Below are 12,837 nucleotides of genomic sequence, written 5' to 3'. Positions count from 1 at the left end.
ATAAACGGCATAATACAGCAAAAAGCCGCAAAATAAACCGCAAAAGGTCGCAGTGAACCGCGCAAAACCTGAAGAACTTGATTTCACTACACTTTAACGTTAAATGAGGAAAGCGGGCGCGGCCCGGGGGAAAGCGCTTTTTAATGAAGCGATTAGCCTCTTTCACCGGGCAATAAACAGCGAAAAAGCGCGCTTTCGCGTACCTTATACAGAGTGCGCGCAATGCGACAGGCATGGATTAACGGAGGTTGAGTGGACGCGATTAAAGGCTCGGAGTTGCAGATACCGGACGCGATCTTCGCGTGGGTGCTCGACGGGCAGGGGGGCGTGAAGCCGCTCGCCGATGACGATATTATCGACAAAGAGAAACCCTGCTGGCTGCATCTCAACTATACCCATAGCGACAGCGCCGACTGGCTGGCGGCCACCCCGTTGCTGCCCAATAACGTGCGCGATGCCCTGGCGGGCGAGAGCACCCGACCGCGGGTGACGCGGATCGGCGACGGGGCGTTGATTACCCTGCGCTGCATCAACGGCAGCACCGATGAACGGCCAGACCAGCTGGTGGCGATGCGTCTGTATATGGATGAGCGGCTGATCGTCTCCACTCGTCAGCGCAAAGTGCTGGCGCTGGACGATGTGCTGGGCGACCTGAAGGAGGGTAATGGGCCGACGGATGGCGGCAGCTGGCTGGTGGAAGTCTGCGACGCGCTGACCGATCATGCCAGTGAGTTTATTGAACAACTGCACGACCGAATTATCGACCTCGAAGACGACCTGCTCGATCAGCAGGTGCCGCCGCGCGGTTTTCTCGCGCTACTGCGTAAGCAGCTGATTGTGATGCGCCGGTATATGGCGCCGCAGCGCGATGTTTACGCCCGGCTGGCCAGCGAACGCCTGCCGTGGATGAGCGACGATCAGCGGCGGCGGATGCAGGATATCGCCGAGCGGCTGGGGCGCGGGCTGGACGAGATCGACAGCTGCATTGCCCGGACGGCGATCATGAGCGATGAGATCGCCCAGATTATGCAGGAGTCGCTGGCGCGGCGTACCTATACGATGTCGTTGATGGCGATGGTGTTTCTGCCCAGCACCTTTTTAACCGGCCTGTTCGGTGTCAACCTCGGGGGGATCCCAGGTAACAGCTGGCATCTGGGCTTTAGCCTCTTCTGCCTGATGTTAGTCGTTGTCATCGGTGGTGTTGCGTGGTGGTTACATCGCAGTAAATGGTTGTAAAGAATCGCCTTTTGGCGGCGACGATGCCGGGAAAACCCGGCAATGTTTGAGCGAAATCAATAAACCCTCTACCCATTCAGGGCAATATCTCTCTCGCAGGTGAATGCAACGTCAAGCGATGGGCGTTGCGCTCCATATTGTCTTACTTCCTTTTTTGAATTACTGCATAGCACAATTGATTCGTACGACGCCGACTTTGTTGAGTCGGCTTTTTTTTTGCGCTCTCCTGACCAGCTTCTACGCTTACTAAGACACCCGACGGTCTTCAGGCCGTTTACGCCTGCGGGTACGCCCGTATCACTTTCCGGGAGGCCACTATGCATTACGCTTCAGGGCTGACAGCCCAGTCCATCCCCATCTCGCCCGAGCCGAACGATCCGGTTCCTTTACCCGATCCGCGACCGCGCCCGCAGCCGCAGCCCGATCCGCCGCCTGATGAAGAGCCGATTAAATTGTCGCATCAGGCGCGGAGATCTGCGAGGATACGCGCCTGCAGATCGTCTGTCCTTTAATACGAGAATACATTGTGACCGCTTTTTCTACCCTGACTGTTTTACCTGCCGCCCAATTAGCCAACCTTAACGAGCTGGGTTATCTGTCGATGACGCCGGTTCAGGCCGCCGCCCTGCCGGCGATCCTCGCGGGGAAAGATGTGCGCGTGCAGGCAAAAACCGGCAGCGGAAAAACGGCCGCCTTCGGGCTGGGCCTGCTGCAGCATATCGATCCGTCGCGCTTTGAGACCCAGTCGCTGGTGCTGTGTCCGACCCGTGAACTGGCCGATCAGGTTGCCGGCGAGCTGCGCCGTCTGGCGCGCTGCCTGCCGAACATCAAGATTTTGATGCTCTGCGGCGGGCAGCCGTTTGGCGCTCAGCGCGATTCACTGCAGCACGCCCCGCATATTATCGTCGCCACCCCGGGCCGTCTGCTCGATCATCTGCAGAAGGGGACGGTCTCTCTCGACGCGCTGCAGACCCTGGTGATGGATGAAGCGGACCGCATGCTCGATATGGGCTTCAGCGACGCCATCGACGAGGTGATCCGCTTCGCGCCGGCTGACCGGCAGACGCTGCTGTTTTCCGCCACCTGGCCTGCGGCGATCGCGGCGATCAGCGGTCGGGTGCAGCGTCATCCGGAAACGATTGAGATTGACAGCGTCGATGCGTTACCGGCTATCGAACAGCAGTTCTTTGAAGTTTCCCGCCACGGCAAGATTGCGCTGCTCCAGCGTCTGCTTAGCCAGCATCAGCCGGCGTCCTGCGTGGTGTTCTGCAATACCAAGCGCGATTGCCAGGCGGTCTGCGATGCGCTCAACGCCGCCGGGCAGAGCGCATTATCGCTGCACGGTGACCTCGAGCAGCGCGACCGCGATCAAACGCTGGTGCGCTTCGCGAACGGCAGCGTCCGGGTTCTGGTGGCGACCGACGTCGCCGCCCGCGGCCTGGACATCAAATCTCTCGCGCTGGTGGTGAACTTCGAGCTGGCCTGGGATCCGGAGGTGCATGTTCACCGCATCGGCCGTACCGCCCGCGCCGGCGAACAAGGCCTGGCTATCAGCTTCTGCGCGCCGGAAGAGGCGCAGCGCGCCACCATTCTGGCCGACATGCTGCAATTATCCCTTAACTGGCTGCCGGCGCCGACGGGCAACGCTATCACGCCGCTGACGGCGGAGATGGCGACGCTGTGCATCGACGGCGGAAAAAAGGCGAAAATGCGCCCGGGAGATGTGCTGGGAGCGTTGACCGGAGATATGGGGTTTGATGGCGCCGATATCGGCAAAATTACCGTCCACCCGGCCCACGTCTATGTGGCGATCCGCCAGAATATGGCGCAGAAAGCGTATAAGCAGTTACAAAACGGTAAGATCAAAGGCAAAGCCTGCCGCGTACGACTGCTGAAGTAAGGGCAGAATAGCGCGTCTCAGGCGGCGGCCTGAGACGCTTTCGGGTTACTTCACTTCCACTACGTTCAGACGCAGCTCATCTAACCGGGCGTCCTCTTCCTCCGGCTGCCAGCCGGCAGGCTGCAGGGGAATCTCTTCCCGATCAAACGCCAGATCGCCGCCGTCCACCACCTCAGAACCGTGGGTGATGCCTTTAAAATCAAACAGATTAACGTCGCTCAGGTGCGAAGGCACAACGTTCTGCATCGCGCTAAACATGGTTTCAATGCGTCCCGGATAACGCTTATCCCAGTCGCGAAGCATATCGGCGATCACCTGGCGCTGCAGGTTAGGCTGCGACCCGCACAGGTTGCATGGAATGATCGGGAAGCCCTTGGCCTGGGAGAAGCGCTCGATGTCCTTTTCACGGCAGTAGGCCAGCGGGCGGATGACGATGTGTTTGCCGTCATCGCTCATCAGCTTCGGCGGCATTCCTTTCATTTTGCCGCCGTAGAACATATTCAGGAACAGCGTCTGCAGGATGTCGTCGCGATGATGGCCGAGGGCAATCTTGGTGGCGCCGAGTTCGCTGGCGGTACGGTAGAGAATGCCGCGACGCAGGCGAGAGCAGAGCGAGCAGGTGGTTTTCCCTTCCGGGATCTTCTCTTTGACGATGCCGTAGGTATTCTCTTCGACAATCTTGTATTCAACTCCCAGCTGCTCAAGATAAGCCGGCAGAATATGCTCCGGGAACCCGGGCTGTTTCTGGTCGAGGTTCACCGCCACCAGTGAGAAGGAGATGGGCGCGCTTTTCTGCAGGTTACGCAGGATCTCCAGCATGGTATAGCTGTCCTTGCCGCCTGACAGACAAACCATAATGCGGTCGCCTTCTTCAATCATATTGAAGTCGGCGATCGCCTCACCGACGTTGCGGCGCAGACGTTTCTGCAGCTTGTCGATGTTGTATTTCTCTTTCTTTGTAAGTTCTTGATTTTCTTGCATTATTAACATTCTCAAAATCTAAAAGGGGCATATAGGGGGCAAAATGTGTTAAAGCCCAAGCCGGGAATTCAACATAGAAACCTGGTCGCCGTTCATCTCTTCTATCCATGTACTATAAACGTCGTACACCATTTGCGCGTTTTCATGCCCCATCTGATTGGCTATAAAAGACGGGTTTGCGCCAGCCGTCAGGAGCCAGCAGGCAAAAGTATGCCGCGTATGGTACGGATTCCTGCGGCGAATGCCAGCGCGTTTTACTGCAGCTTCCCATCTGCTGCCTATGCTGCTGTGCGAGTAGCAGGGTTTTTGCTCGCCTTTTCGTCTCCGCGGCATGAAAACAAATCGCAAATTCTGTTCCTCGCTTGAGCCGTATTCCCTGTGGTGAAACGTGATAGTGGATACCGGATGTCCAGCTGTCAGTTCATGCTGCGCTTTCAGCGCATCCAGGGCAGGGCCGAGCAATTGTATCGTCCGGTTTCCTGCTGCTAATACCATACCGAGGCCTTTTGCTGAGGCGCTGGTGAGAGGTAACTCGCCGGAGATGTGCCGGGCGTGAGAAACCGTAAAAGCACCTGGGAAGCAATAAAATACCCGGCAATCAGTGCCGGGTTTTGGGGCTCACATAAGATTGGAAATCTGGCTGTAAGAGAGGTGTTTACTTTACTTGACCCTAAATGATAAGTCGAAACTCCTCATTTATTAATGGAATATAGGTGAATGGAAGCGTTATAGGGAAGGAGTAGCCCTGCGGAAGAATGGCGATGCCTCAATCCCCCGCAGAACGCAAAGCGCGCAGCTAACCCGGCTGTGATATATAATCCCCTCCATACCAGCGGGGATGTAGAAGTGGAGCCGCATCCTCCGGCGTTGCATGAAAAAGGCGTATTAGGGATCTATAGACATAAGGAAAACAACAATTGGTATCGGTTATGAAAAAAACATTACTTCTGGTTTGCGCTGTTCTTATATCAAACTTGGCACTTGCTGCAGAAAATAAAGAAGAAGTTGTGCCTGTGCGGATAAGTTGCCCTAATCCTTATTATCCAGTTTCTGCCATGGCTAATCGGATTAGTGGCACTGTAAATTACGCTGCCTCAGTAAATGAAAAAGGGGAAGTAACTTCTGTTGAGACAACTGGTGCTGAGATCTTTTTTAGAGAAACAAGATCAGCAATGAGAAAATGCAAGTATGAGCCCGGAAAGCCAGGCATTGCGCGTGGAACAATAAGATTTCGTCCATCTCAACCGTAAATACTGCTAGCCTACCTGGATTTTGTGTACTGAGAGATCTAGCAGCCTGATGCTCTTGCAATGGGAGTCGAGCCAAGTGATGTTATGTTGGCAAGCTCTAGAGATTTACCTGGCAAAATCACTGGTTAAGGGGAGCAGGTTAGTCATGGTTGGCTGAAAAAAACGGAGACGAGTCAGGCTCTCCTGTTCCCGGTGTGATTGCTGATAAATTTCGTTGCTGTGAGTTTTCGAACTTTCATTCATTCGGGAGAGCTTTCAGGAAGGCGGTTTCTGATACCACTGAGCTAACTGAGCGGTTTGACAAGCTAGCTTAGGGGGTATCAAGTTAGAAACATGGTCGTTCATTCGTAAAATGAGCATGTCGGGGGAAGGCTTAAACATGAATTAGAACACGCAAAAGCTATTAAAATACCGGTGATGTGTATGGTATTGAGAACTGACGAGTTATTATGCACAAAAAGCCATGTCGAAGTTCACTAAGCAATGGTGGTAAATGATGGACAATAAAAAAAGCATTTCTGATTACACCGAATCTGAGTTTTTAGCTTTTGTGGAAAAGATATTTAAACCGGATAATACAACCGAAGATGAAGATGTGCAAAATGTTTTAGAGTTTGAACGTATCACTGAACACCCTAATGGTTCTGATGTAATTTTCTATCCTCCAAAGGGCCGAGAGGATAGTCCGGAAAGGGTTGTTAAGGAAGTGAAAGAATGGCGGGCCAGGAATGGCAAGCCTGGTTTCAAAGAGTAGCTGATCGGTACAGTTGCGTTATCTTACCTATCTTAACGTGATAATAGATGACTTCTGATTGAAACTCGCGCCGGCGGTTTTTTATTACGTTGAATTTATTATCGATGAAAGTAGCTCACAATTTTGATTTTTTATCAACCAGCCCTAAAGATGCCGTCGGAGCCTGAGCAACTTCCTTAACTTATGCGCTTTGAGGGCATTCCCGAAGCAAAAGGCAAGCAGAACACCAAGGTCTGCTTTCAGCATAGTGCGGGTATTATCAGGTTATTGGATTTTAATAGCCTCAATCAATTACGCCCCCTGATTCCTAACGTTGTCCACCGCTCGGAAAACGGGGTGCCATGTGAAATGATCTGCAGGTACCGCACCATCTGCAATTATCTCATTCACCTCTTTTCCTCGAATAGCCTACCTCATCCATTCCCGGGTGGATTCAGGTGCCAGGACCAGCGGCCGGCGGTGTGGGGGGCTGGCTGTATGTAAATACAAAATAAATTCAGTTGGTTGGGGAGCACAACTTATTGATGTTGTACATTTTTGCTGATTTCTTGATTTTGCAGCATGTAATAGTGGCTCAATTCATAGTGTGGCATCAGAAGAGCACGCGTTCTGCCAGCCGCTGGACAACGTGGCGCTGGCGCGTAGCAATTAATGAGGTCTGACAGACAACCGTGGCGTGTATGGTACGGATTCAGGGGCGGAATGTCAGCATCTTTCCGGCACTTTCCGCTGCGGGCAGGGGCAGAAGTAAAAATAAAAAGCCCGCCGGGCGGCGGGCTGAGGCGTTAGCGAACGACCAGCACCGAGCACTCGGCGTGGCGGACCACCGCGGCGGCGTTGGAGCCCAGCAGATAGGTGGTAATATCCGGCCGGTGCGAAGCGATGATCACCAGGTCGGCGGGTAGCGACCTGGCGAGGGCCAGGATCTTATCCTTTGGCGACCCTTCGGCAACGTGAAAATGTTTCCGATCTTCCGGGATAGAGAACTGCTTCGCGAGCTCTTTAAGCTGCGTTTCCGTCCCTTCGCGCAGCTCATCCATACCAGGCAGTTCGGCGGTATAGGCCATTCCCAGTGAGGCATAATAAGGCAGGGAAGGGATAACGGAGAGGAAATGGACCTCAGCGTCGTCAATCCGCGCTTCCGATTCAACGTGACTGATAATGCGTTCAGTAAATTCTTTATCAGAGATATCGATGGGGACAAGAATCATTCTGCTCATAAAACCTCCTGTTTAAGTATCCCCTCATATTGTACGGCATTATGGCACGTTTTGTATCATGACCGCAGTCACACTTTGACATTAACGTGGCTTGCGTTCGGGGAATTTTCCCTTTATCACGCCGTCATAAAATCGGCCTTTTGACACCACCTGTAAAAAGTCACGAAAAATACGCGGTGGAACCCCGGTATATTGCAACGGCGGCTGGTGATAAAAACAGATTTCCAGCGTGGCGGAGGCGTCATCATAGGCGACAGAGATAATTCGGGAAGATTTTACCGGGTGATGATGCATGATGGACGTCCTCGGGCAGGCACTGACTGAGCACGACTATATCACTAAAAGGACGGCTATTTTAAGCTGTGGGATATATTGTTTTGTTTTAGCTGCTGCGATGCAAAGAGAGATAAAGCCCGCCGGAACCGGCGGGCTGGCGCATCAGAACTGGTAAACCAGGCCCAGCGCGACGATGTTGTCGGTAGAAATACCGTTGTCTTTGTAGAAGCTGTCGTTGTCATCCAGCAGGTTGATTTTGTAATCAACGTAGGTGGACATATTACGGTTGAAGTAATAGGTGGCGCCGACGTCCATATATTTGACCAGATCTTTATCGGCGTAGCTGCCGGTATTATAGAGATCTTTGCCTTTGGACTGCAGGTAGGAGATAGCCGGACGCAGACCGAAGTCGAACTGATACTGAGCGGTGACTTCGAAGTTTTGCGTCTTGTTGGCCACGCCGTCATTGCCGTACGGGGTCATGTTGCGGGTTTCAGAGTACATGGTCGCCAGGTAGATATCGTTGGCGTCGTACTTCAGGCCTGCAGTCCAGGCTTCGGCTTTATCGCCGCGGGCGTTGGTCCGGGTCATCTGGTCGTTGGTACGATCAGAAGAGGTATAGGCCGCAGCCGCGCTGATGCCCATGCCGAAGTTATAGGAGGTGGAGAGACCGAAACCGTCGCCGTTGTCAAAGCGAACATCGCTGTCGCTGCTGCGGTTGTTGGTGCCGACGTTGATATCCTGGGCGTTTTGGCCTTCGTTTTTACCCTGATACTGCAGGGCGAAGTTCAGACCATCCACCAGACCGAAGAAATCGCTGTTGCGGTAGGTCGCGACGCCGTTGGCGCGGCCTGCCATAAAGTTATCCGCATAGGTGTAAGAGTCGCCGCCGAACTCCGGCAGCATATCGGTCCAGCCTTCGACGTCGTACAGCACGCCGTAGTTACGACCGTAGTCGAAAGAACCGTAATCGCCCACTTTGATACCGGCGAAGGCCAGACGGGTCCACGCCTGATCGCCGGCGCTTTCGGTATTGTTGGCCTGAACGTTGTATTCCCACTGGCCGTAACCGGTGAGCATATCGTTGATCTGGGTTTCGCCTTTAAAGCCAAAGCGAACGTAAGTTTGGTCGCCGTCTTTTTTCGAGTCGCTGGAGAAATAGTGCAGACCGTCTACCTTGCCATAGACATCTAATTTATTTCCGTCTTTATTATAAATTTCCGCCGCGTGCGCAGCGCCAGCGGCTAATAAAGCCGGAATAACGAGGGCCAGTACTTTTCTTTTCATGAAGAAATTCCTTTAACTGTTTTTATGTTCTAGCTTCCGGGAAGGAAGTGAACTCATGCTAAAGGAGCGGTCTGAGATATGGTAAGACTCAATTGTTACGATATAAGTAAAATCTAAATAAAATACGTCTGAAGTAATGGTGATAATTATGGTGAATATATCTACAAATAATATACAAAATAAAAATTATACATATCCAGATTGATCGCGTATTATTCGGGCGTTATATGCCTTTATTGTCATGCCAAGCATTTTTATTTGCCGTCTCATTCTGCGGAATGATTTTGTTTATCGGTAAAACGACAAGCCCGAACTTTATGTTCGGGCTTTTTTTATGGCTGCGGGAGAAAAATAACCTCAGCTCTCGCTCGGTGATTTCTCCGCTTTGCCCGCCAGCTGGGCGAGGAAGTCGTAGCGCTTCTGCAGGTCGGCGGCAGCGTCTTTCCACAGTTGCTCCGCCACTTCCGGCTGCTGCGCATTCAGGCGACGGAAGCGTTGCTCATTGAGCAGCGTCTCAGCCAGGGCGTCTGACGGTGGGCGGGAGTCCAGCGCCAGCGGGATCTTGCCTTCTTCCGCCCGACGCGGGTCGAAGCGGTAGAGCGGCCAGAAGCCGGTAGCGGTCAGCTGACGCATCTGATCGTGGCTGAGCGCCAGATCGTAGCCATGCTCTTCGCAAGGACTGTAGGCGATGATCAGCGACGGCCCCGGATAGGCTTCCGCTTCCTGAATCGCTTTCACTGTCTGGTTCAGCTGCGCGCCCAGCGAAATCTGCGCCACATAGACATGACCGTACATCATCATGCTGACGCCAAGATCTTTGCGCGCCTTGCGTTTACCGTGCTCGCCAAACTTAGTGACCGCCCCCAGCGGGGTGGCTTTTGACGCCTGGCCGCCGGTGTTGGAGTAACACTGGGTATCCAGCACCAGAATGTTGACATTTTCCGTCAGGCTCAGCACATGGTCCAGACCGCCGAAGCCGATATCGTAGGCCCAGCCATCGCCGCCGATCAGCCAGACGGATTTCTCCACCAGCGCGTCGGCATCGGTCAGCAGCTCTTCAGCGCCTTGCACGCCGGCCAGCGCCTGACGCAGGGCTGCCACCTGTTCGCGGCGCGCTTCCGGCGTCGCCTCGGCATGCAGCGCCGCGTTCAGCTCTGCCGGCAGCTGGTGGGCGAATTCACTCAGCAGGCGCATCACGCGCTGGCGATGCTGGTCGACGGTTAAGCGGAAGCCGAGCCCGAATTCAGCGTTATCCTCAAACAGCGAGTTGGCCCACGCCGGGCCGCGGCCGTTGGCGTCGGTCGTGTACGGGGTCGAGGGCAGGTTGCCGCCGTAAATGGATGAGCAGCCGGTGGCATTGGCAATCAGCATCCGGTCGCCATACAGCTGGGTCAGCAGTTTGATATACGGCGTTTCGCCACAGCCGGAGCAGGCGCCGGAGTATTCAAACAGCGGGCTGATCAGCTGCGAAGTGCGGATATCAATACGCTCCAGTTTGCTGCGGTCGATTTCCGGCAGGTTGAGGAAGTAATCGTAATTCACTTTCTCCTCTTCAACATGCTCCAGGCGCGACATCATATTGATGGCCTTGATCTCCGGGTTCTGGCGATCTTTTGCCGGGCACACTTCCACGCACAGGTTGCAGCCGGTGCAGTCTTCCGGGGCGACCTGCAGAACGTATTTCTGCCCGCGCATATCGCGGGATTTAACGTCCAGCGAGTGCAGACTGGCAGGGGCGTTCTCCATGTCCTCCGGCGCGACCACTTTGGCGCGGATTGCCGAGTGCGGGCAGGCGGCAACGCAGTGGTTACACTGGGTGCAAAGCGCTTCCTTCCAGATCGGGATCTCTTCGGCGATGTTGCGTTTCTCCCAGCGGGTGGTGCCCATGGGCCAGGTGCCGTCCGGCGGTAGGGCGGAGACCGGCAGCGCATCGCCGAGGCCGGCCAGCATGGCGGCGGTGACCGTTTTGACGAAATCCGGCGCGGCGTCGGAGACCACCGGCGGGCGGTTCGGACTGCTGGCATTCACCGGCTGCAGCGGCACTTCCGCCAGGGACTCGCGGGCCAGGGCCAGCGCCTGCCAGTTACGTTCCACCAGCTCCTGACCTTTGCTGCTGTAGCTTTTGGCGATGGCCGCCTGCAGTTCCGCCAGCGCGCTGTCGCCAGGCAGGATGTGAGTCAGATGGAAGAAGGCCATCTGCATCACGGTATTAATGCGCGCCCCGAGGCTACATTCGCGGGCGATCTTCGCCGCGTTGACCACGTAAAAACGCGCTTTTTTCTGATTCAGGGTGGCCTGCACTTCCTGCGGCAGGCGGGACCAGACTTCATCGGCGCTGTACGGCGTGTTGAGCAGGAAAATGCCGCCGGGCTTCAGCCGCTCGGCCATCTGGTATTTATCGATAAACTGCAGCTGGTGGCAGCCAACGAAATCGGCCTGCGAAATCAGATACGAAGAACGAATCGGCTTTTCGCTGACCCGCAGATGGGAGACGGTCAGGCCGCCCGCCTTCTTCGAGTCATAGACAAAGTACCCCTGGGAGAACCACGGGGTGGAGTTGCCGATGATTTTGATATTGTTTTTGGTGGCCGACACGCTGCCGTCGCTGCCGAGGCCGTAGAACAGCGCTTCGAGCTTGGCCTCTGCCGGCAGGGTATTTTCGCCCAGCGGTAGCGACAGGTTGGTCACGTCGTCATAGATGCCGACGGTAAAGCGCGGCTTCGGCTGGGCGGCCTGCAGCTCATGGAATATCGCCAGCACGCATTCCGGACCGAACTCCTTGGAAGAGAGACCGTAGCGGCCGCCGATGGTCCGCGGCAGCGTCTCGCGCTCGCCGCGGTTAAAGGCTTCCGCCAGGGCGGTCATCACGTCGAGATACAGCGGCTCCGCGTGCGCGCCAGGTTCTTTGGTGCGATCCAGCACCGCCACCGCCCGGACGCTCTCCGGCAGCGCTGCCAGCAGGTGGGCGGCGGAGAACGGACGATAGAGGCGGACCTTCAGCACGCCGACTTTCTCGCCGCGGCTCAGCAACTCATCGACCACCTCTTCGCAGGTGCCGATGGCCGAGCCCATAATGACGATGACGCGTTCCGCCTGCGGATGGCCGTAAAACTCAAACGGTTTGTACTGGCGGCCGGTGGCGGCGGTGAAGTCATCCATCGCTTTCTCGACATGATCATAAACCGCGTCGTACCACGGGTTGGTGGCCTCCCGCGACTGGAAGTAGGTGTCAGGGTTGGCCGAGGTTCCGCGGATCACCGGGTGTTCCGGATTGAGCGCGCGCTGGCGATGCTCAGCGATTTTTTCCTGCGGCAGCAGGGCGCGAATCGTGTCATCCGCCAGCGGGGCGATTTTGTTGATTTCGTGCGAGGTGCGGAAACCATCAAAGAAATGAATAAACGGCACCCGGCTTTGCAGAGTGGCGATATGCGAGATCAGCGCGAAATCCTGCGCTTCCTGAACGCTGCTGGCGCACAGCATGGCGCACCCGGTCTGGCGGACCGCCATCACATCGGAATGGTCGCCGAAGATCGACAGCGCGTGGGTGGCGACGGTGCGGGCGGCGACGTGCAGGACAAACGGCATCAGCTGGCCGGCCAGTTTGTACAGCGTGGGGATCATCAGCAGCAGGCCCTGCGATGAGGTAAAGGAGGTGGAGAGGGCGCCGGTCTGCAGCGCGCCATGTACGGCGCCAATGGCGCCTGCCTCCGACTGCATTTCGACCACGCGGGGCACATCGCCCCAGACGTTTTTCAGCCCATTGCCGGCCCAGGCGTCGGCCTGTTCCGCCATCGTTGAACTGGGCGTGATCGGGTAGATGGCGATAACTTCACTGGTGCGAAACGCGACGGAAGCGACCGCGCCATTACCATCAATAGTAATCATAGGAAGACACCCTTACATTGCGCAAAAGAATGGACGCGTAAAACCGCG

The 12,837-nt window shown here is 55.5% G+C and carries 11 protein-coding genes and 2 pseudogenes; 6 read left to right on the top strand and 7 right to left on the bottom strand.

Features of this window, described 5'->3' with window-relative positions; translation table 11 throughout:
- The first annotated feature begins 252 nt into the window (after positions 1–252).
- The 3 genes from zntB (at position 253) to dbpA (ending at position 3,136) form a co-directional block, all read left to right on the top strand.
- Entirely contained in the window at positions 253–1,236 is a 984-nt protein-coding gene (zntB, locus tag ACLH1U_RS08955) for a zinc transporter ZntB (RefSeq protein ID WP_032436262.1), read from the top strand.
- A gap of 335 nt (positions 1,237–1,571) precedes the next feature.
- Complete coding sequence (locus ACLH1U_RS08950) at positions 1,572–1,748, top strand: hypothetical protein (RefSeq protein WP_369707506.1); 177 nt, start codon at positions 1,572–1,574, stop codon at positions 1,746–1,748.
- Between the two features lie 14 nt (positions 1,749–1,762).
- Positions 1,763–3,136 (top strand): ATP-dependent RNA helicase DbpA, encoded by a 1,374-nt coding sequence (gene dbpA / locus ACLH1U_RS08945; RefSeq protein WP_044522571.1) that lies wholly within the window; start codon positions 1,763–1,765, stop codon positions 3,134–3,136.
- A gap of 45 nt (positions 3,137–3,181) precedes the next feature.
- On the opposite strand, the gene ttcA is transcribed toward dbpA, so the two are convergent.
- Both ttcA and ACLH1U_RS08935 read right to left on the bottom strand, forming a co-directional pair.
- Positions 3,182–4,117 (bottom strand): tRNA 2-thiocytidine(32) synthetase TtcA, encoded by a 936-nt coding sequence (gene ttcA, locus ACLH1U_RS08940; protein ID WP_023289425.1) that lies wholly within the window; start codon positions 4,115–4,117, stop codon positions 3,182–3,184.
- 48 nt (positions 4,118–4,165) lie between these two features.
- Positions 4,166–4,600 (bottom strand): annotated as a pseudogene (locus ACLH1U_RS08935) (tyrosine-type recombinase/integrase); the annotation flags it as partial.
- Between the two features lie 446 nt (positions 4,601–5,046).
- Here ACLH1U_RS08935 and ACLH1U_RS08930 point away from each other — a divergent pair.
- From ACLH1U_RS08930 to ACLH1U_RS08920, 3 genes are all read left to right on the top strand, one after another.
- On the top strand, positions 5,047–5,367 hold the full coding sequence (locus tag ACLH1U_RS08930; protein ID WP_071996700.1) for a TonB family protein: 321 nt from the start codon (positions 5,047–5,049) through the stop codon (positions 5,365–5,367).
- 149 nt (positions 5,368–5,516) lie between these two features.
- A complete protein-coding gene (locus ACLH1U_RS08925; RefSeq protein ID WP_366204930.1) occupies positions 5,517–5,681 on the top strand; it encodes a hypothetical protein in 165 nt (54 codons plus the stop codon).
- 179 nt (positions 5,682–5,860) lie between these two features.
- Entirely contained in the window at positions 5,861–6,121 is a 261-nt protein-coding gene (locus ACLH1U_RS08920; protein ID WP_077266838.1) for a bacteriocin immunity protein, read from the top strand.
- A gap of 291 nt (positions 6,122–6,412) precedes the next feature.
- Here ACLH1U_RS08920 and ACLH1U_RS08915 read toward each other — a convergent pair.
- The 5 genes and pseudogenes from ACLH1U_RS08915 to nifJ all read right to left on the bottom strand — a co-directional run.
- Positions 6,413–6,580 (bottom strand): annotated as a pseudogene (locus ACLH1U_RS08915) (SOS response-associated peptidase); the annotation flags it as partial.
- Positions 6,581–6,906: 326 nt separating this feature from the next.
- Positions 6,907–7,341, bottom strand: a complete 435-nt coding sequence (uspF, locus tag ACLH1U_RS08910; RefSeq protein ID WP_023289426.1) for a universal stress protein UspF — start codon at positions 7,339–7,341, stop codon at positions 6,907–6,909.
- A gap of 81 nt (positions 7,342–7,422) precedes the next feature.
- The gene (locus tag ACLH1U_RS08905; RefSeq protein WP_023289427.1) at positions 7,423–7,635 is read right to left on the bottom strand and encodes a KTSC domain-containing protein; all 213 of its coding nucleotides are present in this window, start codon (positions 7,633–7,635) and stop codon (positions 7,423–7,425) included.
- 144 nt (positions 7,636–7,779) lie between these two features.
- A complete protein-coding gene (gene ompK37 / locus ACLH1U_RS08900; RefSeq protein WP_023289428.1) occupies positions 7,780–8,904 on the bottom strand; it encodes a porin OmpK37 in 1,125 nt (374 codons plus the stop codon).
- 357 nt (positions 8,905–9,261) lie between these two features.
- A complete protein-coding gene (gene nifJ / locus ACLH1U_RS08895) occupies positions 9,262–12,789 on the bottom strand; it encodes a pyruvate:ferredoxin (flavodoxin) oxidoreductase (protein WP_411299201.1) in 3,528 nt (1,175 codons plus the stop codon).
- Between the last annotated feature and the right edge of the window lie 48 nt (positions 12,790–12,837).

The organism is Klebsiella sp. 1SOBk5mer, from assembly GCF_046603115.1.
Taxonomy (GTDB): Bacteria; Pseudomonadota; Gammaproteobacteria; order Enterobacterales; family Enterobacteriaceae; genus Klebsiella; species Klebsiella quasipneumoniae.
This window is presented reverse-complemented; position numbering and strand designations above follow the sequence as displayed.

Coding starts and splice junctions, on each gene's coding strand:
- ttcA (WP_023289425.1), bottom strand. CDS start 4,117: ATGCAAGAAAATCAAGAACTTACAAAGAAAGAGAAATACAACATCGAC.
- ACLH1U_RS08930 (WP_071996700.1), top strand. CDS start 5,047: ATGAAAAAAACATTACTTCTGGTTTGCGCTGTTCTTATATCAAACTTG.
- ACLH1U_RS08920 (WP_077266838.1), top strand. CDS start 5,861: ATGATGGACAATAAAAAAAGCATTTCTGATTACACCGAATCTGAGTTT.
- uspF (WP_023289426.1), bottom strand. CDS start 7,341: ATGAGCAGAATGATTCTTGTCCCCATCGATATCTCTGATAAAGAATTT.
- ACLH1U_RS08905 (WP_023289427.1), bottom strand. CDS start 7,635: ATGCATCATCACCCGGTAAAATCTTCCCGAATTATCTCTGTCGCCTAT.
- ompK37 (WP_023289428.1), bottom strand. CDS start 8,904: ATGAAAAGAAAAGTACTGGCCCTCGTTATTCCGGCTTTATTAGCCGCT.
- nifJ (WP_411299201.1), bottom strand. CDS start 12,789: ATGATTACTATTGATGGTAATGGCGCGGTCGCTTCCGTCGCGTTTCGC.